Source organism: Streptomyces sp. NPDC008139 (genome assembly GCF_042957025.1).
GTDB lineage: Bacteria > Actinomycetota > Actinomycetes > Streptomycetales > Streptomycetaceae > Actinacidiphila.
Genome location: NZ_JBIBHM010000008.1, coordinates 261,513 through 282,400 on the forward strand (window position 1 = coordinate 261,513; position 20,888 = coordinate 282,400).

The following is a 20,888-nucleotide window of genomic DNA, read 5'->3' on the forward strand; positions in this document are numbered from 1 at the left end:
CAGTCACCGCTCCGGCCCCATGGAAGGGGGACCTGGTGACCCTGCCCGTCTACCGCTACCGCCTCGCCCCGCACGGCCTGATGACCCGCTGCCAGCTCCGTGCGGAAGGTCTGCGGCCCGGCGGCAACGACCCCGTCGCGGAACTGCGCTGGCGCTCGCGCAAGGCCCGTCACGCCGGCGGCTTCCGCACTGCCTACCTCTACGACCCGTCCACCGCCCGGAAGGTGCGTCCCATGACGCCCGGGATGTGGCGCGCGCATCACGCGATGATGCGCGCGCGCCGCACCTGCCCCGCCTGCCGGACCGTGCGCCCGTATGTGATCTCCACTCGGCACCGCCTGTGCGTTCCGTGCATGCGGGAGGCCGACGATGGGGCCTGATCCCCGCTTACGCCCCACCCCGGCCCTGCCGGGTATCCGCATCAGCGCGCCGGTCCACGCGGAGCGGCCGTTCGGGAGCGTCCAGCCGGCGGCGCCGTTCGCGGAGTACGTCTGCCGCTGCGGCGCCACCGACACCGCGCATGGCGCCGAAGCCGTCGCCGCACTGGTCGCGTGGTGGGACGACCACCAGCCGCAATGCCCCGGCCGTACCGAACGGCCGTGCCAGCACTGCGGCAAGCCGACCCGGGCCCGTTCCTCGGGCATGTCGGGGTGGCCGGCGCACCCCGAGTGCTACGCAGCATGGGCCGAACGCCCCGTCGAGCAGCGCCGGCGCGCCCACCAGGCAGACCGGATCAAGGCCCGTGAGACGCAGCGCTGGAAGACCGCGCGGCTCCGGGACCGGCTCGCCAAGGACGGCTACGCCCCCGACGTGATCGACCTGATCATCTCCGGCAGCTGGTCCAACGACCAGGAATCCGCTACCTGATCCGCCCACGCATACCCGTGGCGGCGGCTCCCGACCAAAGGACAATCCGCCGCCACGGTCCTCCTCCATCCCGAAGGACAGGAGAACCACCAGCATGACCCATCCGCACCCCCCTGCGCTGCTGTCCGCAGCACTGGCCGCCGCCGAACGCGGCTGGCCCGTGATCCCGCTGCACCCGGGCGCCAAGCGTCCGGCCGGCCACCCCGAACGGTCCTGCCCCCGCACCGGGCGGTGCGCGGCCGGGCATCTCAAGCCCGAGCAGCGCGCCACCCTCGACCCCGACCTGATCCGCGCCGCGTGGAACGCGCGGCCCTACAACGTCGGCATCGCCACCGGCCCGGCCGGTCTGGTCGTGCTGGATCTGGACGTCACCAAGCCCAACGAGCCGATCGGAGCGCCTGACGGCGCCACTTCCCTCAAGGCGCTCTGCGAGCGCGCCGGGGAGGTCATCCCCGCCACCTACCGGGTGCGGACCGCGCGCGGCGGGGAGCATCTGTACTTCACCGCCCCGTCCGGGGTGCGGCTCGGCTGCACGGTCAACCGGCTCGGTCCGCACATCGACACCCGGGCATGGGGCGGGTACGTCGTCGCGGCCGGAAGCGCAATCCCTCAGGGCCCGTACGCGGCCCTGTGCGACGATTCCGTTGCAAAGCTACCTGAATGGCTTCAAAACGCTCTGACGGCCCCTCAGGGCCCTGTGGCGGCGCCGATCCGGCCCATGCCCACCGTCAACGCGCCCCGGTACGCCACGGTCGCGCTCGAACGCGAGACGGCCTCGGTCGCCACGACCGGTGAAGGAAGCCGCCACAGCACGCTGCTCAGGGCCGTGATCCGAACGGGCCGGTTCGTGGCGTGGGGCGACCTGGACCGCACGGCCGTAGAAGCGGCTTTTGAGGCGGCGGGAATCGCGGCGGGACTACCGGAATCCGACTGCCGCACCACTATCCGCGACGCCCTGGACTACTCCCTGCGCACCGTCCGACCCCGGGAGAAGGCATGACCAGCCCCGAACCCCGCCCCGCCCTCAAAAGCACCACCGAACCCACCGATCAGCGCAACTCCGCCGAACCGGCCGCCGGTTCCACCGGCCGTAGCGCGCCGAAGGTCGCCGCCCGCAAGGGCGTCCCTTCTGCTCTCCGCAATGACGCGCAGGGCATCGACGGCGCCGCGCTGCTGAACGAGGTCGAAGCCTTTCACCGCCGGTTCAACGCCTTCCCCACCGAAGCGGCGTACGTCGCCGTGGTGTTGTGGGACGCGCATGCGCACCTGCTGGACTGTTTCGACTCCACTCCCCGCCTCGCGTTCCTTTCTCCGGAACCGGGATCGGGCAAGACGCGGGGACTGGAGATCTGCGGGACGCTGGTCCCCAATCCCATGGCGGCGGTGAACGCGTCCGCCGCCGCCCTGTTCCGCGCGGTGTCGATGGACTCCGGACGCCCGACGATCCTCTTTGACGAGATCGACACGGTATTCGGCCCCAAAGCGGGCGACAACGAGGAACTACGCGGCCTGATCAACGCCGGTCACCGTCGTATCGGAGTCTCCTACCGGTGCGTGGCTGTAGGCGATCAGCAAACCGTCCAGCCGTTCCCCGTCTACGCCGCCGTGGCCGTTGCGGGACTCGGCTGGTTGCCGGACACGATCCTGCACCGCTCGGTCGTCATCCGGATGCGGCGCCGGGCGCCGAATGAGCACGTGGAATCCTTCCGGTCCCGCATTCACGAACCGGAAGGACACGCCTTGCGGGACCGCCTCGCCGCATGGGCGGATTCGGTCCGCGACCGCGTCAACGGTGCATTCCCCGCGATGCCCGACGGCGTCAACGACCGCCCGGCGGATGTATGGGAGCCCCTGCTCGCCGTTGCCGACGCTGCCGGCGGCGACTGGTCCACCCGGGCCCGGAAGGCGTGCGTGGAACTCGTCACCGCAGCAGCAGCCGGAGACAAAGCCTCACTCGGCATCCGGCTTTTGACCGACATGCGCGACAACGCGTTCTGCGGTGCCGACCGCATGCCCACCAGCCAGATTCTCGCCGCGCTCACGTCCATGGACGAAGCCCCGTGGGCCGACATGAACGGCAAGCCCCTGGACTCCCGCCAGTTGTCCAAGCGACTTGGGGAGTACGTCACCGCCGACAACCAGCCGATCAAAGCCCGCAACATGCGCATCGGTGAATCGGTCGCCAAGGGCTACTACGCCGAGGATCTGCACGACGCGTGGGCCCGGTACTGCCCCCCTCCCCCCGGAAAGTCCGCTACAGCCGCTACGGACGCCCCGTCCGGTCCGAAGACCAGCGGAAACGACGTAGCGGGAACCGGGCCCGAAAGCCGCTACGAGTCCGCTACGGACCCCGAAGCCGCTACGCCGACGCTCCCTCTGTAGCGGAGCCATCCGCTACACGCCACCCAAGCGCTACGCCGAACCCCGCTCTGACCTGCGGCGTAGCAGACGTAGCCGATGTAGCGGACTTCCAGGGGGAGGGGGGTCCCCCTCCCCCATCGGTAAGCGCACGTTTCGCCCCTTCCGCCGGAGGAGTCACCGTGTCACCGCGTCAACCCAAGATGCTCAAGCTTCCGGAAGTCCTCGAAGAAATCGACATGTCACGCGCCGCCTTCTACCGCATGCGAGCGAAGGGGAAAGCACCCCGGCTCGTGAAGCTCCCGAATGGTCATCTCCGGGTGAGCCGCTCGGACCTGGATGCGTGGTGGGACGGCCTCGACACCCCCGCGTACTGATCTCCCCCTGAGGGGCCCGCCGCGACACGCGGCGGGCCCCTCTCACGCCCTGGAAAGGCAAGCCGTGGCTTACACCTTTGACGTTCGTATCTGGTCCGTCCGCCAGCGCAAGGACCGTGGGCTGTCTACGGCCGAACTCCGCTGGAAAGTCGGCGGCACTCCGCATTCGCAGAGCTTCCGCACCAAGACGCTCGCCGACGGCCGGCGCGCGGAACTGCTCACCGCGGTAAGGAACGGCGAGCAGTTTGACGAGGCCAGCGGCGTGCCGGTCTCGGAGTTGCGGCGGCGCAACGACGTGAGTTGGTACCAGCACGCCCGCGACTACATCGAGATGAAGTGGCCCGCCGCGCCGGCCAAGACCCGCACCACTCTGGCCGAGGCCATGGCCAGTGCCACCCCGGCACTGGTCACCACGCATCGCGGCATGCCGGACGCGCGGGAGCTGCGCAGGGCCCTGTATTCCTGGGCCTTCAACATGAACCGCTGGCGAGAGGAGACACCGCAGGACGCTCAGCGCGTCCTCACCTGGGTCGCCGCCCACACCGTCCCTGTCAGCGCGCTGGATGACCCGCTGTTGCTGCGGAAGGTGCTGACTGGCTTCACGCTCCGACTCGACGGCAAGCAGGCGGCGGCATCGGTGGTTCGCCGCAAGCGCGCCATCTTCCACAACTCGCTTGGGTTCGCCGTGGAGGCGCGGAGACTGACCGTGAATCCACTCCCTCAAGTGCAATGGGCACTGCCCGCACCGGTTGAGGAGATCGACCCAGGGTGTGTGGTCAATCCTCGGCAAGCTCGCCTGCTGCTCAAGGCCGTGAGCGAGCAGGGCAATCACGGAAAGCACCTGGAAGCGTTCTTCGCGGTGCTCTACCACGCGGCGTTGCGGCCCGGCGAGGCCGTGTGGCTGCGCCGGACCAACTGCGAACTCCCGTTGGAGGGTTGGGGCACGCTCCACCTGGACGGCTCCCGACCGCGCGTCGGAAGCTCATGGACCGATTCGGGCACCGCTCACGACGAACGCGGCCTGAAATGGCGACCGCAGAAGGACGTGCGCCACGTTCCGATCCCGCCGGTTCTGGTTGACGCTCTCAGGACCCACCTGGACACCTACGGCACCACCGCTGACGGCCGGCTGTTCCAGACCGCGCGCGGCGGCATCGTCCAGGAGAGCGGGTACGGCGAGGTGTGGGCGCGGGCCAGGAAGCAGGCGTTCACGGCGGATCAACTGGCGTCGCCGCTGGGCGCCCGCCCGTATGACCTGCGTCACGCCTGTGTCTCGCTCTGGCTGAACTCCGGCGTCGACCCTGTCGAGGTCGCACGCCGCGCCGGCCACTCGGTCGCGGTACTGCTCAAGGTCTACGCCAAGTGCCTGGACGGAGCCACCAGCATGGCGAACGACCGGATCGACGCCGCCCTGAAGCGCTGGCGGTAGCTGATCAGGTGGGACGGCTACCGCTTCAGCGCCCGGTAGCGCTTCATGAGTGCGGTGATCTTGCCAGGGTCGGCCTCGCTGTTGAGTTCTGCCGTGAGGTCGTCCGGGCACAACTCGTAGAGGTCGCCCCACCAGCGGCGCGCCTTGTTGTCCCAGATGCGGTATCCGCCCGGGACTCCCCGCGCCACGTACCGCCTCTTACTCATGCTGTGCCCCCCATCAGCTCTCACCGTTCCGGCACCGCAGTGCGCGGTCCGTCCACCCCACGCATGCCCCACACGCGCCGGTCAGGACGCGATCCAGGGTGAGACAGAGTGGCACTAAAGCCACTTTTCGATCATTCGAACGCCCAGAACGACTGAAGGGCCTGCGACCAGCATAAACGCTGGTCACAGGCCCCTCAGAGCGTGTGGCGGCACGTGGATTCGAACCACGGTAGGCATAGCCGACGGATTTACAGTCCGTTCCCATTGGCCACTCGGGCATACCGCCATGGGATGAAGCCGCGGATCCGCTGGGTGCGGGGTGCCGTGGCGACGACGTAAACGATACCCGATCCGCGGGGGTGGTTCGCCACCGGATTGATCACCGCTTGCGGGCGGTGTCGCCGGGTCAGGTAGCCAGGGCCTGTCGTGTGGATCTCCGCGGCGTCCCCGGGGCCCGGCGCGCACGTCTGCCGCGTTGTCGTCGGTCGACGACGCTCCGCGTCGCCTCCTCCTCCGGCTTGCATCCGCACGCACCGGACACCGCTCCTTCCCCACGGAGATCCACACGACAGGCCCTAGTCTTTGGGGATGGTGGTCCGGGGATCGGGCCGCGGATGTGATGGAAGACAGACAAGCGATACCCAAGGAGCCCACTGAAGATGGCCGACTCCAGTTTCGACATCGTCTCGAAGGTCGAGCGGCAGGAGGTCGACAACGCCCTCAACCAGGCCGCCAAGGAGATCTCGCAGCGGTACGACTTCAAGAACGTCGGGGCCTCGATCGCCTGGTCGGGCGAGAAGATCCTGATGGAGGCGAACTCCGAGGAGCGCGTGAAGGCGATCCTGGACGTCTTCGAGACCAAGCTGGTCAAGCGGGGAATCTCGCTGAAGGCGCTGGACGCGGGCGAGCCGCAGCTCTCCGGCAAGGAGTACAAGATCTTCGCCTCGATCGAGGAAGGCATCTCCCAGGAGAACGCCAAGAAGGTCGCGAAGATCATCAGGGACGAGGGTCCCAAGGGCGTCAAGGCCCAGGTCCAGGGCGAGGAGCTGCGCGTCAGCTCCAAGAGCCGCGACGACCTCCAGTCCGTCCAGGCCCTGCTCAAGGGCAAGGACCTCGACTTCGCCCTCCAGTTCGTCAACTACCGCTGATTCCCCGCCGGGAGGCCGCGGCCCGCGTCGCGGCCCTCCCGCCGGTTCCCCTGCGGACGCCGCATCCCTGTGGCCGCCCAATCCCCGTGGACGCCGCATCCCTGTGGCCGCCCAATCCCCGTGGACGCCGCATCCCTGTGGCCGCCCAATCCCCGTGGACGCCGAATCCCCGTGGACGCCCAATCCCCGTGGACGCCGAATCCCTGTGGCTCCCGCGCCCCCGGCGATAGGCTGCCTGGCCAAGACAGGCAACGGGGAACGGGGAAGTACCAGGCATGTCCGCCAAAGGAGATCTGACGATAAGTCTGATCGGGCTCAGCGACCTGGCGACGGGGCTGAGATCGGTCAAGACGCGGATGGACGACACCGGGCAGGTCGATCGCGCCCTCGGCAACGGGGAGTTGGGCTCGTCCAGGGCGCACGACGCGCTCGACGGTTTCATGCACGGCTGGAAGGACGGCCGTAAGGAGATCGACAGCGGCCTGGAGAGCGTCGCGAAGATGGCGCAGGCCGTCGTGGACGAGATCACCAAGACCGACCAGGAGTTGAAGGACGCGCTGGCCAAGCACGAGGGCGGCGGTCAGCCGTGACCGTGTCCTCTTCCGCCCCCTCCGGCACGTCGCCGGTGCGCGGGGTGAACATCCTGGTGCCCAGCTCCTGGTACGAGTTCGACATCCATCCGGCCACGCGCGACGCGTCGATACGTGAGGTCGTACGCGAACGGGTCCAGGAACGGCCGGAGTTGGCCGACTCCAGGACGGCGCTCATCCGCACGCTGACCCGTACGGCCGACGAGGCGTGGCAGACCGGGGTGCTGTACTTCGGCGCGCTGGCCGACCTGAGCGACGAGGCACCGCTCACGGCGAGCGTCACGATCGCGGTCCTGGAAGCCGACGACCGGGCGGACGACACGGCGGACGGCGAGCAGGCAGGCGGCCGGGCCGGCGGCAATCTGGCGGCGCTGGTGGCGGCGCTCAAGCCGGTCCCCGCGGGCCGCAGGCCGACCGACCCGTGGCGCCGGATCAAGCTGGTGGAGCTGCCGGACGCGGGTTCCGCGGCGCGCAGCGAGGGGATCGACGACATCGAACTGCCGGACGACGACCGTACGGTCCGGATGGTGCTGATGCAGACCTTCGTACCGTTCCCCGGCGGCGACCCTCGGGTCGCGGTGATCAGCGGGGCGACCTCGCAACTCGCCCTCGCCGAACCGATGCTGGAGCTGTTCGACGGCATCACCGAGACCTTCCGCTTCGTCTACGCCGACGACGACCCCTCCGCCGGGTCCGCCGAGAAGGTGAGCTGAGCCGTGACCCGACCCACCGACTGGCACAATCTCGACCTCGACAGCGACCCGACTCCCGGTGACGTCTACGAGATCAGGGCCGAGGGCAGGCGCTTCCAGACCTTCGCCGAGGACGTGGCGACCGTGCACTCGCTGCTCAACAGCGCGGCCAAGGACCAGGCGCTCGCCGAGTGGAACGGCAAGGCCGCCGAGGCCTTCCGCGGTCAAATAGGCAAGCTGCCCGGACAGTTGGGCAAGCTCCACGACTCCTACGGCGCGGCCGGCGACGCCCTGGTGACCTTCGCCGACTCGGTGGAGACCGAACAGTCCGCCGCTGACGGCGCGTTGTCCCAGGCGCGTCTGCTGCGCAACGATCTGGCCGCGAAGCAGACCGAGTTGGCCCGCGCGCAGGTCGACGCGACCACGGCGGGCGACGCCAAGGCGAAGCTCGACGGCTCCAAGGGATCAGCCGGAGGCGCCGGCGGGAACGTACCGCCGCCCGACCCGGACAAGGTCCGCCAAGCGGTCCGCAACGCCCAGCAGGCCGACGCCCACAAGGACCAGGTCGCGGGCCAGGTCTCCGGTATTCAGCAGCAGTTGGCCGAGCTGCGGAAGAAGGCGCAGGACGCCGGGACCAATCACGGCACGGCGGTGGACGTCCTCAAGAAGGACCTCGACCACGCCTCCGACGTCGGCATCCACAACAAGAAGTGGTACCAGAAGCTCGGGGACTTCCTGGTCAAGGCGTGGAGCGTCATCCTCCCGATCCTCAAGGTGATCGTCGCCATCGGCGGCATCCTGCTGCTGTTCATCGGCGGCCCGCTGGCCTGGATCGTGCTGGCCGCGGCCTTGCTGGTCTTCGCCGACACCTTGGTGAAATTCATTCAGGGCAAGGCGGGTTGGGGCGATCTGCTGTTCGCCGCACTGGACTGCATCCCGGTGATGGGCAAGGTCAGCATGCTGGTCAAGGCGGGTGAGATCGGCAAGCTGAAGTGGGCGGTGAAGATCCTCCAGGCCGAGCGGAAGTACCAGAACGTCATCAAGGTGTGGAAGTACGGGGAAGACCTCAGCGGATTCCGCAAGGTCGCCTTCGGCTTCGCCAAGGGCCTGGGCAAGGACACCCTCAAGGACGCCATGAACGGCGGCTGGACGAACGTCAAGAAGAACTTCCTGGCCAACGTCGCGGGCAACACCATCGGCGCCGGGCTCTCCCCGCTGGTCGACAAGGGCTTCGCCAAGATCCCCCGGCTCTACTACAACGGCCCGATCTCCGCGATGTCGGGCGCCGAACGCCGTGCGCTGGGCCACCTGTCGATGGACATGAACGGCCTGACGCAGCGCGGAAAGACGCTCATCGGCGCCACGAAGGGGCTGGTGACGTCGGTGACGAAGGAGACCGTCAAGAGCACGGTCTTCGGCAAGGACTTCACCATCGAGAACATCGGCTTCGGGACGCTCACCGGCTTCGGCAACTCGGGCGGCGGCTACCACACCGGCCGGCACTGAGCGGGAGGTGCACGCGAGCGGGCCCGGTTCACCAGCGGGTGGCGACTGCCGCCAGACCGACAAACCAGCAACCGGCAGACTGCGACCCGCGACCGCTACGAGCCGCGCCGTACGGCCACGTCGTACCGCGGGTCGCCGAAACCGGCGGCCCGCGCCCGGCGCAGCGCCTCATCGCTGATGTCCCGGATCGCCGGGCCGCCGCCGCGGGCCTCATCGGTCCGCTCGGCGGCTCCGGCGGCCCCGCCCTGCCTGACCAGGCTCACCCCGCGCGGCCCCGGCAGCGCGAGCACTCCCCCGATCCTGGGGTCGCCCGCGAACCAGACCTCGCGTTTGGCGTTCTCGCCGAGCAACCGCCGCCAGCGGCGGACGTCGGGGAAGCGGACCCGGATGCTCACGTCCTTGTCCGGGTTGTCGGGCACGGGCAGCCGGAAGAACGGCACGCCGTTGCCGGCCACTTGGGCGACGCCGTCCAGGCGCTGCCAGGGGTAGACCTGAAGGACCCGCCAGTACCGCTTGTAGCGCGGCTGTATCAGGGCCCACCAGCCGAGGCCGAGCATCGAGGCCGTCATGAGGACGTACGCGAGCCAGGTGACGTCGATGTCGAGGAAGACGTCGAGGAAGGCGAAGACCAGGGCCCAGCCGGGGATGCCCGCGGCGCTGACGATCAGCAGCGCCCGCAGCCGCCCGCGGGAGCGCGCGCACCACTCGCGCGTCGCCGGTTCCGCGACCGCGCCCTCGTACGTCACGCCGTCGTACGTCGCGCCGTCGCGCGGCGCACCCTCGTAGGCCCCAGCAGGCACGGGAATTCCCCCTCGGGTGTGGGTGCGGCCATCGGGTCCGGCCGTCGGCGTTCGACCCTAGCAGTGCGGGTCTCCGGCGGCGCGGGCTCAAGCGAGGGCTCAAGCAAGGGCTGAACCGAAGGCTGAACCGAGGGGCTCAGGCGACGGGCCCCGCCGAGGGGCTGAACCGACGGCGCGGTACGTCACGGCTTGCCGTAGTCGGCCGCCCACGGGTTGAGTTCGGCGTACTGCTGCTTCCAGGCCGTGCGGTACTGGGCGGCCAGCGGCGGGGGGAAGATCGCCAGGACTTCGGCAACGCGCTCGGGGGTGGCGCCGTCGAGCAGCCACGGGATGTAGCGCGGGGCGAGGCCGAGGCCGATCTGATTGCGCTGGCTGTCGGCGAACAAGGCCCAGTCGGCCGGGGACAGTTCGCGCTCGATGAGCGGGAGCGCGTCGCTCTCCTCGTGGCTGAGGTGGGCGTTGAGTTCGGTGGCGAAGGCGTCGGCGGCGTCGCCGAGGGCGGTGTGGCCGCCCTGTTCGTCGGCGAGCGCCGCGTCGATCGCGGCGATCAGCGGGTCGATCCGGTCGTGTTCCGCCTCCATCGCCTCAAGGAGTTCGAGGTCGTCGGGGCGGTCGGCGAACTGGCCGCGCAGCTTCGGCCACAGGACGTCGTCCTCGGCCGTGTGATGGATGGTCAGGAACCGCTTGAACAGATCCCACCCGAAGTGGGTGGCGGTGAGCCGGGACGGGTCGTCGCCCGTGACGGCGGCGGACTTGGCGATGATCGCCACGTCGCGCCGCAGTCCGTCGTGGAAGGCGTACATCATCGTCAGATCGACGGTCTCGCCCGGCTGGTGCGGAGTGGTCATCAACGTGTCTCCCTGGAACTAGGTGAACCAGTGGATCAGGAGGAATCGCCACACCGAGGCTATAGTCAGCCTGCCAAATCGTCAATCTGCATATCTATCTGGGAGTTGAACCATTTTCGAGCCGAACCGAGGGGCTACTGAAGCTCCTTGACCACCTTCAGCGCGTCCCCGATGTGCCCGCCGATGTTCATCATCGAGGAGAACGCGTGCCGGACGACGCCCTCGCGGTCGATGACGAAGGTGACGCGGCCGGGCACGACGCCCAGGCTCGTGGCGCCGTACTGCTTGCGCACGGCCTTGTCGGTGTCGGCGAGCAGGATGAAGGGCAGCTCGTGGCGGCCGGCGAACTTCTCGTGCGTCTCGACCGAGTCGGAGCTGACGCCGATCACCTCGGCGCCCGCGTCGGTGAAGCTCTCGTAGCTGTCACGGAAGCTGCACGCCTCGGTGGTGCAGCCGCTGGTGTTGTCCTTCGGGTAGAAGTACAGCACCACGACCTTCTCGCCCAGCACACCGCTGAGCGTGACGGGCTTGCCCGTCTGGTCGGGAAGGGTGAAGTCCGGTGCCTTGGCACCGACTTGAAGAATGGCCATGACGTCTCCTCGGTGGGATGCGGTCGGGGATGCGGTGGGGGATGCGGGTCGGGGAACACGGTCTGCGAGGGGGATGGGAGGCGGAAAACGGTACGGGCGCCCAGCGCGCGACAGCCGGTGGTCAGACGTCCGCGCGCAGCATCTTCGTGAGCAGCGCCTTCAGCTCCGCCCGGCCGTCGGTGCCGAGCCTCGTGCCCATGTCGGTCTCGGCGGCCTCGACGGCCCGCCGGGCGGTGGCCAGCGCGTCGCGCCCCGCGTCGGTCAGCCGCAGCGCGTACCGCCGCCGGTCCCGCGGGTCGCGCTCGCGCACCACCCGGCCCGCGCTCTCCAGGTCGTCGACGATCTGGAGGATCGCCTGCTCGCTGATGCCGAGCCGCCGGGCGAGGCGCTGCTGCGAACTCGCCTCGTCGGCCAGGACGGTGAGCGCGCCGAAGTGCCGCGCCTGGAGGCCGACGTCGGTCAGCGCGTCCTCGATCCGGCGCCGTACGAAATGGTGCGCCTGGGCGATCAGCGGGCTCGTACGCCGTACTCCGCGCTCCGGCGGGGTACGGGCCAGCAGGGTGCTCAGCAGGGCGTCGAGGCGGACGCGTTCCGCGGCGGTCAGGGCCGCGGTGAGGTGGTCGTCGCCCGCGGCCATCGCGGGTTCCATGGCCTTGACGGCGCTGCGGCCGTCGTCGGTGAGGGCGAGGACGTACGAGCGGCGGTCGCCGGGGTTGCGGGCGCGGGTGACCTGGCCCGCCTGCTCCAGCCGGTCGATCAGCTTGACCATGGTGGTGCGGTTGATGCCGAGCCGCTCGCCGAGATCCTGCTGGGAGTACGTGACGGGGGCGTCGAGCGCGTCGAGTATCTGGAAGTCGCGCGCGCCTGAGGCGCCTTGGCCCGCCGCGACGCCGAATTCCGGGGCGAGGTGATCGGCGACCCGGTTGGCGCGGATGTGTGCGCGGCGCAGAAGATGCGCCGCGTAGACGGCGAGGGCGGGCGGCAGTTCGGCGTCCGCCGTCTCGACACTGAGCGCGTAGTCGTCCACCCGGCACCTCCGCAGGTGAGGGTAGCAGGGACCGCCTCCTGACCGGCCGTCAGGTACGGCGGACGGCCGGAAGGCACTCGGCGCGACGGACGGACCGAAGGCGCTCAGCGCGAGGCGAACGGCCGGTCGGTCGGCACGATCTCCTTGCCCAGGGGCATGAGCGACAGCGGGATCAGCTTGAAGTTGGCGATGCCGAACGGGATGCCGATGATCGTGACGCAGAGCAGCACGCCGGTGACGATGTGGCCGAGGGCCAGCCACCAGCCCGCGAGGATCACCCACAGCACATTGCCGACGAAGGAGCCCGTGCCCGCGTCCCGGCGCTCGACCGCGGTGTAGCCGAACGGCCAGAGCGCGTAGATGCCGATGCGGAAGGCGGCGATGCCGAACGGGATGCCGATGATCGTGACGCAGAGGAGTGCCCCTGCCAGGACGTAGCCGAGGAACATCCACACACCGCAGAGGATGAGCCAGATGACGTTCAGGATGGTCTTCACCGGTGGCCTGCCATGTCTTCGAGGCGGGAGATGCGTTCTGCCATCGGGGGATGGGTCGAGAAGAGCTTGGAGACGTCGCCCGCGCGGAATGGACTGGCGATCATCATATGGCTGGCGGTCTCCAGGCGCGGTTCAGGCGCGAGGGGCCGCTGCTGTGTGCCCGTTTCGAGCTTGCGCAGCGCGGAGGCCAGGGCCAGCGGGTCGCCGGTCAGGCGCGCGCCCGAGGCGTCGGCCTCGTACTCCCGCGAGCGGGAGACGGCCAACTGGATGACCGAGGCGGCCAGCGGGCCCAGGATCATCAGCAGCAGCATGCCCAGGATGCCGGGGCCCTCGTCGTCGTCGGAGCGGCCGATCGGGATCAGCCACGCGAAGTTGACCAGGAACATCACCACGGAGGCGAGCGCGCCCGCGATCGAGGAGATGAGGATGTCGCGGTTGTAGACGTGGCTCAGCTCGTGGCCGAGGACGCCGCGCAGCTCGCGCTCGTCGAGAAGGGCCAGGATGCCCTGGGTGCAGCAGACCGCCGCGTTGCGCGGATTGCGGCCGGTCGCGAAGGCGTTCGGCGCCTCGGTGGGCGAGATGTACAGCCGGGGCATGGGCTCGCGGGCGGTGGTCGAGAGCTCGCGCACGATCCGGTACAGCTCGGGCGCCTCGAATTCGCTGACGGGGCGGGCGCGCATCGCGCGTAGAGCCAGCTTGTCGCTGTTCCAGTACGCGTACGCGTTCGTCCCCACCGCGATGACCAGGGCCACGATAAGTCCGGTCCGGCCGAAGAAGCTGCCGATGACCAGGATGAGGGCCGACAGACCGCCGAGGAGTACGGCGGTCTTCAACCCGTTGTGCCGGCGGTGCACGGTGCGCCCTCCAAAGTGTGCGTCGGGGGGAACCTCTCCCCTAGGAGAACCTCCTGACCACAACAACGCCACCTGAGCGCCGCTAGTTCCCTTATGCGCACGCAGCGCTACCGGCGCGGGGCGTACGGATACGGCCCGCGGCCGGTCGGGCCCGGGGGCGGACGTGCTGGTCAGAGAGGCGGAGGGAGGCCCCGGTCAGAACAGCGAGCCCTGCGCGTACCGCAGGACGAGCTGCGGCGCGCCGGACAGTGCCACCCCGGCCAGTGCGGTCAGCGTGATGGCGGCGACGAGGCCGACGGGCGTACGGGTGACGGGTACGGCCGCGAGCGCGCCGCCGGTCGTGACGCCGGTCGTGACGCCGCTCGTGCCGCCGGTCGTGACAGCGCTCGGGGGCTGCTCGGGGGCGCCCTCGGGGCGGGTGAAGAGCAGCGCCGTCCAGCGCAGGTAGTACACGAGCGCGATGACGACGTTGACGGCCATGATCACCGCGAGCCAGCCGTGCTGGGTGCCGACTGCGGAGGAGAAGACGGCGACCTTGGCGAACAGGCCGATGACGCCGGGCGGCAGTCCGGCCAGGCACAGCAGGAAGAAGCCGAGCGCGAGGGCGGCCAGCGGGCGGGTCGCGTACAGGCCCCGGTAGTCGCTGAGCCGGCCCTGCGGGGCGGTGCGCGAGACGAGGGCGGCCACGGCGAAGGCGCCGAGGTTCACCACCGCGTACATCAGGGCGTACGCGACGGTGGTGCCGATCTCGTGCGCCGGGTCGGCGGCGGAGGACGCGGCGGCCAGCGGCACCAGCAGATAACCCGCCTGGCCGATGGACGACCAGGCCAGCAGGCGTACGGCGCCGCGCGGCACGCCGGGGCGCTGCCGGAGCGCGCCGACGTTGCCGACGGTCATGGTGAGCGCGGCCAGTACGCCGAAGGCCGGGCCCCACACGTCGTGGTAGGGCTTGAAGGCGATCACCGACACCAGGATCAGGCCGGAGAAACCGGCGGCCTTGCCGACCACCGACAGATACGCGGCGACCGGCAGCGGCGCGCCCGCGTAGGTGTCGGGCACCCAGAAGTGAAAGGGGGCCGCGGCGAGTTTGAACGCGAACCCCACCAGAGTGAGGGCCGCGCCGACCTTCGCCACGGTGACGAGTTGCGCGGGGGCGTGCGTGAGGCCGTCGGCGACGGCGGCCAGGTGCATGGTGCCGGTGGCCGCGTAGACGAAGCTGATGCCGAGCAGTGAGACGGCGGTCGCGGTCACCGAGGACAGGAAGAACTTGAGCGCGGCCTCGCTGGACAGCTTGTCGCCGCGCCGCAGGCCGACCAGCGCGAAGGCGGGCAGGGTGGCGACCTCAAGGGCGACGATCAGGGTCGCCAGGTCGCGGGAGGCGGGCAGCAGCGCGGCGCCGGAGGCGGAGGCGAGCAGCAGGAACCAGTACTCGCCCGCCGGGAGGTCGTCCTGGGTGTTGACCGACAGCAGGGCCGTGAGCAGCGCGCCGCCGAGCACCAGGGCCTGGATGACCAGGGCGAAGTGGTCGGCCGCGTAAGAGCACCCGCCGCCGCCCGCGGGGAGGTCGCCCGCGGTGCCGGGGTGCACGACCGTCACGCAGAAGGTGGCGTGGCGGCCCGCCCGCAGCGGGATCAGGGCCAGTGCGGCCAGGACGAGTCCCGCGACGGTGATCCAGGCCAGCAGCTCCTTGCGGGCCTTGGGCAGGAAGAGGTCGGCGACCAGGACGACGAGGGCGAGGACCGCCGGGATGGCGGCGGGGGCGAGCGCCGTCCAGTCGACGGACTGCACGAGGGACGGCATCAGTTGCCTCCGAGGAGGGTGTGCACGGCCGGATCGGTGAGGCCGAGCAGGACGGCGGGCCACAGTCCGGCCAGGACGGTGAGCGCGGCGAGCGGCGTCCATGCGGCGAATTCGTACGCCTGGACGTCGGCGAGCGCGGGCTGCGCGTCGACGGTCTCGCGGTCGCCCATGCAGACCCGGCGGACCACGACCAGCAGGTAGGCGGCGGTGAGCAGGGTGCCGAAGGCGGCGACGGCGGTGAAGGTCAGATACGCGGGGCGACTGAGGCCCGCGGCGGGTTTGAAGGCGCCGAACATCGACAGCATCTCGCCCCAGAATCCGGCCAGGCCCGGCAGTCCGAGGGAGGCGACGGCGGCGAAGGCGACCAGTCCGCCCAGGCGCGGCGCCTTGCCGTAGAGCGCGGCTCCCGTGGCGCCGGCGAGGGTGTCGAGGTCGCTGGAGCCGTATCGGTCCTTCAGGGCGCCGACCAGGAAGAACAGCAGGCCGGTGATGAGGCCGTGGGCGATGTTGGCGAAGAGCGCGCCGTTGACGCCGGTGGGGGTCAGGGAGGCGATGCCGAGCAGGACGAAGCCCATGTGGCCGACGGAGGAGTACGCGATCAGCCGTTTGAGGTCGCCGCCGTTGCCCCGGCGGGCCAGCGCGAGGCAGGCGAGCGAGCCGTAGACGATGCCGACGACGGCGAAGGCGGCCAGGTAGGGCGCGAAGGTGTGGATGCCGTCGGGGGCCATCGGCAGGACGATCCGGACCAGGCCGTAGGTGCCCATCTTCAGCAGCACGCCCGCGAGCAGCACCGATCCGACGGTGGGGGCGGCGGTGTGGGCGTCGGGCAGCCAGCTGTGCAGCGGCCACATCGGGGCCTTCACGGCCAGGCCGAGGCCGATCGCGAGGACCGCGATCAGTTGCGTGGAGTGACTGAGCGATGACCCGTTGTCAGTGGCGAGTGCCACCATGTCGAATGTGCCCGCCTTCACGCCGATGAGGAGCAGGCCGAGCAGCATGATCACGGAGCCGAGGAGGGTGTAGACGATGAAGCGCAGTGCGGATCGCTCGCGGTCCCCGCCGCCCCAGCGGGCGATGAGGAAGTACATCGGGATGAGGACCGTCTCGAAGGCGAGGAAGAACAGCATCAGGTCGAGCACGGCGAAGGTCGCCAGCGTGCCCGCTTCCAGGAGCAGCAGCAGGGCGACGAACGCCTTGGGGCCGGGGCCCGCGGGCATTTTGAAGTAGCTGTAGAGCGCGCAGAGGAAGGTCAGCAGCGCGGTCAGGACGAGGAGGGGGAGCGAGATGCCGTCGACGCCGAGGTGGAGATGGATCTTGAGCGCGGGGATCCAGTTGAGGTCGGTGGTGGCCTGGGTCCTGGCGGGGTGGTCGTGGTCGAAGCCGGCCGCGAGGACGATCGCCAGGACGAGTACGGCGCCGGTGACGGTGACGCCGTGCCGCAGGACGGCCTGGCCGGGGTCACGGCCCTTCAGGCCGGGCGGCGGCGGGAGCAGGGCGCCGACCGCGCCGAGCAGCGGCAGCACGAGGAGTGCCGCGAGGACGTACTGGAGGGCGGTGTCGTTCACTTCGGGCTCAGCCTCCGACGGCGACGAGGACGGCGAGGACGACCGCACCGGCCAGCAGCGCGCTGAGGTAGGTCTGGACGTTTCCGGTCTGGGCCTTGCGGACGGCCGCGCCGAGCAGCCGGGGGGTGCCGCCCGCGCCGCGGACGTAGGTCTCGATGACCTCGCGGTCCAGGAAGCGGACGAGTTGCGCGGCGGCCAGCACCGGGCGGACGAACAGCGCGGTGTAGAGGGCGTCGAGGTGGAAGCCGTGGGCCGCGTGGCGGTGCAGCCTGCCCAGCAGCAGACGGCCGGGGTCGCCCGGGTCGTCGGCGGACGCGATGTCGCCGTAGATCGCCTCGTGGGTGGCGGTGGCCTCGGCCTCGACGAGGGCGGGTTCCGCGCCGGGGTCGCCGTCTGCGGTGACGACGGCTCCGACGGGGACGGCGAGCCGGGTGGCGGTGGCCGCCTTCCAGGCGCCGTAGGTGATCAGGACGCCGACCAGGGCCAGGCCGGTGCCGAGGACGGAGGTGATCAGGGTGGGGCCGAGCGGGGCGCCGCCGAACCAGTCGGGCAGCTCGCGGTAGGCGAGGCCGCCGAAGGCGATGGTGGGGACGGCCAGCACCCACAGCACGGAGGTCATCACGACCGGCTGCCTGCCGTGGTCGGGGGCCTCGGGGCCGCTGCCGCGGAAAGCCAGCAGGAACAGCCGGGTGGCGTATCCGGCGGTCAGGACGGCGGCGGTCAGGCCCGCGACGAAGACGGTCCAGCCGACGGCCGAGGGGACGTGCGCGGTGTGCCCGGCCGAGGCGTGCTCGGCGGCGCGCAGCACGGACTCCTTGGAGAAGAAGCCGGACAGCGGAGGGAGGGCCGCGAGGGCGGCGAGCGCGATGCCCATCGTCCACATGGCGTCGGGGACGCGCTTGGCGAGCGAGCCCATGCGGGACATCGCGGTGAGCGAGTTGGTGCCCGCCGCGTGGATGACGACGCCCGCGCCGAGGAAGAGCAGCGCCTTGAAGGCGCCGTGCGACAGGAGGTGGAAGACGGCGGCGTCGCGGTCGGCGACGGCCAGGGCGCCCGCCATGTAGCCCAGTTGGCCGATGGTGGAGTACGCCAGCACGCGTTTGATGTCGTCCTGGGCGAGGGCGGCCAGGCCCGAGCCGATCATGGTGACGGCGGCCATCACGGCGAGAACGGCCAGCGCGGCGGCGGACGCGGTGAACACCGGCAGCAGCCTGGCCACCAGATAGATGCCGGCGGCGACCATGGTGGCGGCGTGGATCAGCGCGGAGACCGGGGTGGGACCGGCCATCGCGTCGGGCAGCCAGGTGTGCAGGGGGAACTGCGCGGACTTGCCCGCGACCCCGGCGAGCAGCAGCAGCGCGATCACCGTGGGGTGGTGGAGCCGGCCGTGCGCCGCGGCGGAGAGGATGCCGCTGATCCGGAAGGTCCCGGCGTCGGCGGCGAGCGCGAACACCCCGATGAGGAAGGGGACGTCGCCGAGCTTGGTGACCAGGAACGCCTTGATCGACGCCGTCCTGGCGGCCTCGGTCTCCCAGTAGTGCCCGACCAGGAAGTACGAGCAGATGCCCATGATCTCCCAGCCGACCAGCAGCACCATCAGGTCGCCCGAGTAGACGACGAGGAACATGGCGGCGGTGAACAGCGAGACCAGGGCGGCGTACGAGGGATAGCGCGGGTCGTCGCGCAGATAGGCGGTGGAGTAGAGCTGGACGCAGGTGGCGACGAGGCCGACGAGGACGGCGATCAGGACCGCGAAGCCGTCCAGGTGCAGGGCGAGGTAGATGGGCGCGGAGCCGGTGTCGGTGAGCTTGTGGACGGCGTCGGTCGGCGCGCCGGTGCCCTGGCGGGCGGCGACGACCGCGGCCAGGACGAAGGCGGTGGCGGTGGGCAGTACGGCCAGCGGGCGTACGAAGCCGGGTGCGCGCCGGCCGAGCAGGAGTCCGGCGACCGCGCCGAGGAAGGGCAGGAGGGGGACGAGCGCGGCAAGGGCGGTCAGGGTCACGCGGCGGCCTCGGCCTTCTTGTCGGCGGCCGTGCCGTCCGGGTCGGACGCGGTGTGCTCGGACGACGCGTGCTCGGCTGACGCGTGCTCGGGCGGCTCGGCGAGGTCGGTGAGCCGGTCGATGTCGGAGCTGCCGCGGTTGCGGTACACGAGCAGCACGATCGCCAGGCCGAGACCGATCTCGGCGGCGGCGATCGTGATGGTGAACAGGGTGAGGGCCTGTCCGGAGTGGAGGGTGTCGCGCAGCCACACGTCGAAGGCGACAAGGTTGAGGTTGACGGCGTTGAGCATCAGCTCGACGGACATCAGGACGAGGATCGCGTTGCGGCGGGCGAGGACGCCGTAGACACCGACGCAGAAGAGGAGGGCGGCGAGGACGGCCGGGTAGACGAGGTGCATCAGTTCTCCTTGCCCTGGCCGGTGGGGGTGCCGCTGGGGCTGCCGGTGGGAGTGCCGCCGCCCGTGCCGGTCCCGGTGCCCGTGCCGGTCCCGGTGCCCGTAGCGGTCCCGGTGCCCGCGCGGTCCTCGGCGGTCTCGCGGCGGGAGAGGACGATCGCGCCGACGAGGGCGGCGAGCAGCAGCACCGACAGCGCCTCGAAGGGCAGCACCCAGAAGCGGAACAGGGTCTGCCCGGTGGCGTGCGAGGAGCCCTGGACCACGCCGTGCAGGTCGATCCAGGTGGAGCGGAAGGCGTCCACGACCACCCACACCAGGGTGACCGCGGCGGCGACGGCGACGCCGAGGGCGACCCAGCGGTTCTCGGAGTCGGCGTCCGGCGAGCGGCCGATGGGCGCTCTGGTCAGCATCAGTCCGAACAGCAGGAGGACGACGACGGAGCCGACGTAGATCAGCACCTGCACCCAGGCGATGAACTCGGCTGTGAGCAGCAGGTATTCGACGGCGAGGCCGCCGAGGGCGACGACCAGCCACAGGGCCGCGTGCACGAGCTGCCGGGTGGTGACGGTCAGGACGGCCGCGCCGAGGGTGACGAGGCCGATGAGGAGGAAGGCGATCTCGACGCCGGTGGGCGAGAGGAAGCCGCCCTGGCTGTGGATGGTTTCGTGGACGATCACGAGTCGCCCTCCCCCGGCGCGGAGGGTCCTTCGGTCGCCGGGTCGGTCGCCGTCGGGGCCTGCGGCTGGGCCTCTGTTCGGGCCTGCGCCTCCGCCTGGGCCTGGGCTTGTGCCTGGGCCTGGGCTTCTGCCTGGGCCTGGGCCGCGAGGACCTTGTCGGCGGCCTTGCGGGCGGCGGCGATCTCCTTGGGTTCCTCGGCGGCCGGGTCCAGCGCGGGAGGCGCGGGCACCGTCCACATCCAGTCGCGCAGCTTGTCGCGCTCGTGGGTGAGTTCGAGGATGTCGGTCTCGGCGTACTCGAACTCCGGCGACCAGAACAGCGCGTCGAAGGGGCACACCTCGATGCAGATGCCGCAGTACATGCACAGCGAGAAGTCGATGGCGAAGCGGTCCAGCACATTGCGGCTGCGCTCGCGCCCGCCGGGGGCGGCGGCCGGTGTCGTCTCCTTGTGGGAGTCGATGTAGATGCACCAGTCGGGGCACTCGCGGGCGCACAGCATGCAGACCGTGCAGTTCTCCTCGAACAGCGCGATCACACCGCGCGAGCGCGGCGGGAGTGCGGGCAGCGCGTCCGGGTACTGGTCGGTGACGGAGCGCTTCGTCATCGTCCGCAGGGTGACGGCCAGGCCCTTGGCGAGGCCGGTTCCGGGGATGGCCATG

23 protein-coding genes and 1 tRNA gene are annotated in these 20,888 nt (G+C 70.5%); 10 read left to right on the forward strand and 14 right to left on the reverse strand.

Annotated elements, in window-relative coordinates:
• The first annotated feature begins 35 nt into the window (after positions 1-35).
• The 6 genes from ACFZBB_RS19110 to ACFZBB_RS19135 all read left to right on the forward strand — a co-directional run bounded on the left by ACFZBB_RS19110 (position 36) and on the right by ACFZBB_RS19135 (position 5,031).
• On the forward strand, positions 36-380 hold the full coding sequence (locus tag ACFZBB_RS19110; protein ID WP_391123675.1) for an RRQRL motif-containing zinc-binding protein: 345 nt from the start codon (positions 36-38) through the stop codon (positions 378-380).
• Positions 370-867, forward strand: coding sequence for a hypothetical protein (locus tag ACFZBB_RS19115; protein WP_391123677.1), 498 nt, complete (start codon positions 370-372; stop codon positions 865-867). Before ACFZBB_RS19110 ends, ACFZBB_RS19115 begins: the two co-directional genes overlap by 11 nt.
• A gap of 94 nt (positions 868-961) precedes the next feature.
• Positions 962-1,867: a bifunctional DNA primase/polymerase gene (locus ACFZBB_RS19120; RefSeq protein ID WP_391123679.1), complete on the forward strand. Its 906-nt coding sequence runs from the start codon at positions 962-964 to the stop codon at positions 1,865-1,867.
• Entirely contained in the window at positions 1,864-3,249 is a 1,386-nt protein-coding gene (locus tag ACFZBB_RS19125; RefSeq protein ID WP_391123682.1) for a DUF3631 domain-containing protein, read from the forward strand. The genes ACFZBB_RS19120 and ACFZBB_RS19125 overlap by 4 nt, the downstream gene beginning before the upstream one ends.
• Before the next feature lie 179 nt (positions 3,250-3,428).
• Positions 3,429-3,602 (forward strand): helix-turn-helix domain-containing protein, encoded by a 174-nt coding sequence (locus ACFZBB_RS19130; RefSeq protein WP_391123964.1) that lies wholly within the window; start codon positions 3,429-3,431, stop codon positions 3,600-3,602.
• Between the two features lie 64 nt (positions 3,603-3,666).
• Positions 3,667-5,031 (forward strand): tyrosine-type recombinase/integrase, encoded by a 1,365-nt coding sequence (locus ACFZBB_RS19135; protein ID WP_391123684.1) that lies wholly within the window; start codon positions 3,667-3,669, stop codon positions 5,029-5,031.
• 17 nt (positions 5,032-5,048) lie between these two features.
• Here the strand turns inward: ACFZBB_RS19135 and ACFZBB_RS19140 are convergent, their stop codons facing one another.
• Positions 5,049-5,237 carry a hypothetical protein gene (locus tag ACFZBB_RS19140; protein WP_391123686.1) on the reverse strand — a complete coding sequence of 63 codons (189 nt, stop codon included), beginning with the start codon at positions 5,235-5,237 and terminating at the stop codon, positions 5,049-5,051.
• Positions 5,238-5,441: 204 nt separating this feature from the next.
• Positions 5,442-5,523: transfer RNA gene (locus ACFZBB_RS19145), tRNA-Tyr, on the reverse strand.
• Between the two features lie 373 nt (positions 5,524-5,896).
• Between ACFZBB_RS19145 and ACFZBB_RS19150 the strand changes: the two genes are divergently transcribed.
• The 4 genes from ACFZBB_RS19150 (at position 5,897) to ACFZBB_RS19165 (ending at position 9,173) form a co-directional block, all read left to right on the forward strand.
• Entirely contained in the window at positions 5,897-6,385 is a 489-nt protein-coding gene (locus ACFZBB_RS19150; protein ID WP_188284013.1) for a YajQ family cyclic di-GMP-binding protein, read from the forward strand.
• A gap of 275 nt (positions 6,386-6,660) precedes the next feature.
• The gene (locus tag ACFZBB_RS19155) at positions 6,661-6,975 is read left to right on the forward strand and encodes a hypothetical protein (protein WP_188284012.1); all 315 of its coding nucleotides are present in this window, start codon (positions 6,661-6,663) and stop codon (positions 6,973-6,975) included.
• Positions 6,972-7,688, forward strand: a complete 717-nt coding sequence (locus tag ACFZBB_RS19160; protein WP_391123688.1) for a hypothetical protein — start codon at positions 6,972-6,974, stop codon at positions 7,686-7,688. Before ACFZBB_RS19155 ends, ACFZBB_RS19160 begins: the two co-directional genes overlap by 4 nt.
• Before the next feature lie 3 nt (positions 7,689-7,691).
• Positions 7,692-9,173: a putative T7SS-secreted protein gene (locus tag ACFZBB_RS19165; protein WP_391123690.1), complete on the forward strand. Its 1,482-nt coding sequence runs from the start codon at positions 7,692-7,694 to the stop codon at positions 9,171-9,173.
• Between the two features lie 95 nt (positions 9,174-9,268).
• On the opposite strand, the gene ACFZBB_RS19170 is transcribed toward ACFZBB_RS19165, so the two are convergent.
• From ACFZBB_RS19170 to ACFZBB_RS19225, 12 genes are all read right to left on the reverse strand, one after another.
• Positions 9,269-9,973: a hypothetical protein gene (locus tag ACFZBB_RS19170; RefSeq protein WP_391123692.1), complete on the reverse strand. Its 705-nt coding sequence runs from the start codon at positions 9,971-9,973 to the stop codon at positions 9,269-9,271.
• 182 nt (positions 9,974-10,155) lie between these two features.
• Entirely contained in the window at positions 10,156-10,821 is a 666-nt protein-coding gene (locus tag ACFZBB_RS19175; protein WP_355340313.1) for a hemerythrin domain-containing protein, read from the reverse strand.
• A gap of 134 nt (positions 10,822-10,955) precedes the next feature.
• Entirely contained in the window at positions 10,956-11,411 is a 456-nt protein-coding gene (locus ACFZBB_RS19180) for a redoxin domain-containing protein (RefSeq protein WP_391123694.1), read from the reverse strand.
• Between the two features lie 121 nt (positions 11,412-11,532).
• Positions 11,533-12,438: a MarR family transcriptional regulator gene (locus tag ACFZBB_RS19185; protein ID WP_355340319.1), complete on the reverse strand. Its 906-nt coding sequence runs from the start codon at positions 12,436-12,438 to the stop codon at positions 11,533-11,535.
• Positions 12,439-12,542: 104 nt separating this feature from the next.
• Positions 12,543-12,935, reverse strand: a complete 393-nt coding sequence (locus ACFZBB_RS19190) for a YccF domain-containing protein (RefSeq protein WP_391123696.1) — start codon at positions 12,933-12,935, stop codon at positions 12,543-12,545.
• On the reverse strand, positions 12,932-13,789 hold the full coding sequence (gene htpX / locus ACFZBB_RS19195) for a zinc metalloprotease HtpX (protein WP_391123698.1): 858 nt from the start codon (positions 13,787-13,789) through the stop codon (positions 12,932-12,934). Before htpX ends, ACFZBB_RS19190 begins: the two co-directional genes overlap by 4 nt.
• A 195-nt stretch (positions 13,790-13,984) precedes the next feature.
• Positions 13,985-15,589: a proton-conducting transporter membrane subunit gene (locus ACFZBB_RS19200; RefSeq protein WP_391123700.1), complete on the reverse strand. Its 1,605-nt coding sequence runs from the start codon at positions 15,587-15,589 to the stop codon at positions 13,985-13,987.
• Complete coding sequence (locus ACFZBB_RS19205; protein ID WP_355340330.1) at positions 15,589-17,154, reverse strand: NADH-quinone oxidoreductase subunit M; 1,566 nt, start codon at positions 17,152-17,154, stop codon at positions 15,589-15,591. Before ACFZBB_RS19205 ends, ACFZBB_RS19200 begins: the two co-directional genes overlap by 1 nt.
• Positions 17,155-17,161: 7 nt before the next feature.
• Positions 17,162-19,156 carry an NADH-quinone oxidoreductase subunit L gene (locus tag ACFZBB_RS19210; protein WP_391123702.1) on the reverse strand — a complete coding sequence of 665 codons (1,995 nt, stop codon included), beginning with the start codon at positions 19,154-19,156 and terminating at the stop codon, positions 17,162-17,164.
• Positions 19,153-19,554: an NADH-quinone oxidoreductase subunit NuoK gene (nuoK, locus tag ACFZBB_RS19215; RefSeq protein WP_355340336.1), complete on the reverse strand. Its 402-nt coding sequence runs from the start codon at positions 19,552-19,554 to the stop codon at positions 19,153-19,155. Before nuoK ends, ACFZBB_RS19210 begins: the two co-directional genes overlap by 4 nt.
• The gene (locus ACFZBB_RS19220) at positions 19,554-20,225 is read right to left on the reverse strand and encodes an NADH-quinone oxidoreductase subunit J (RefSeq protein WP_391123966.1); all 672 of its coding nucleotides are present in this window, start codon (positions 20,223-20,225) and stop codon (positions 19,554-19,556) included. The genes nuoK and ACFZBB_RS19220 overlap by 1 nt, the downstream gene beginning before the upstream one ends.
• Entirely contained in the window at positions 20,225-20,887 is a 663-nt protein-coding gene (locus tag ACFZBB_RS19225; protein ID WP_391123704.1) for a 4Fe-4S binding protein, read from the reverse strand. The genes ACFZBB_RS19220 and ACFZBB_RS19225 overlap by 1 nt, the downstream gene beginning before the upstream one ends.
• Position 20,888 lies beyond the last annotated feature (1 nt).

Excerpts from the sequence above, each read along its gene's own strand:
- ACFZBB_RS19125 (WP_391123682.1), top strand. The coding sequence starts at position 1,864 with ATGACCAGCCCCGAACCCCGCCCCGCCCTCAAAAGCACCACCGAACCC.
- ACFZBB_RS19180 (WP_391123694.1), bottom strand. The coding sequence starts at position 11,411 with ATGGCCATTCTTCAAGTCGGTGCCAAGGCACCGGACTTCACCCTTCCC.
- ACFZBB_RS19130 (WP_391123964.1), top strand. The coding sequence starts at position 3,429 with ATGCTCAAGCTTCCGGAAGTCCTCGAAGAAATCGACATGTCACGCGCC.
- ACFZBB_RS19155 (WP_188284012.1), top strand. The coding sequence starts at position 6,661 with ATGTCCGCCAAAGGAGATCTGACGATAAGTCTGATCGGGCTCAGCGAC.
- ACFZBB_RS19200 (WP_391123700.1), bottom strand. The coding sequence starts at position 15,589 with ATGCCGTCCCTCGTGCAGTCCGTCGACTGGACGGCGCTCGCCCCCGCC.
- ACFZBB_RS19150 (WP_188284013.1), top strand. The coding sequence starts at position 5,897 with ATGGCCGACTCCAGTTTCGACATCGTCTCGAAGGTCGAGCGGCAGGAG.
- ACFZBB_RS19115 (WP_391123677.1), top strand. The coding sequence starts at position 370 with ATGGGGCCTGATCCCCGCTTACGCCCCACCCCGGCCCTGCCGGGTATC.
- ACFZBB_RS19120 (WP_391123679.1), top strand. The coding sequence starts at position 962 with ATGACCCATCCGCACCCCCCTGCGCTGCTGTCCGCAGCACTGGCCGCC.
- ACFZBB_RS19140 (WP_391123686.1), bottom strand. The coding sequence starts at position 5,237 with ATGAGTAAGAGGCGGTACGTGGCGCGGGGAGTCCCGGGCGGATACCGC.
- ACFZBB_RS19225 (WP_391123704.1), bottom strand. The coding sequence starts at position 20,887 with ATGGCCATCCCCGGAACCGGCCTCGCCAAGGGCCTGGCCGTCACCCTG.
- nuoK (WP_355340336.1), bottom strand. The coding sequence starts at position 19,554 with ATGCACCTCGTCTACCCGGCCGTCCTCGCCGCCCTCCTCTTCTGCGTC.
- ACFZBB_RS19175 (WP_355340313.1), bottom strand. The coding sequence starts at position 10,821 with ATGACCACTCCGCACCAGCCGGGCGAGACCGTCGATCTGACGATGATG.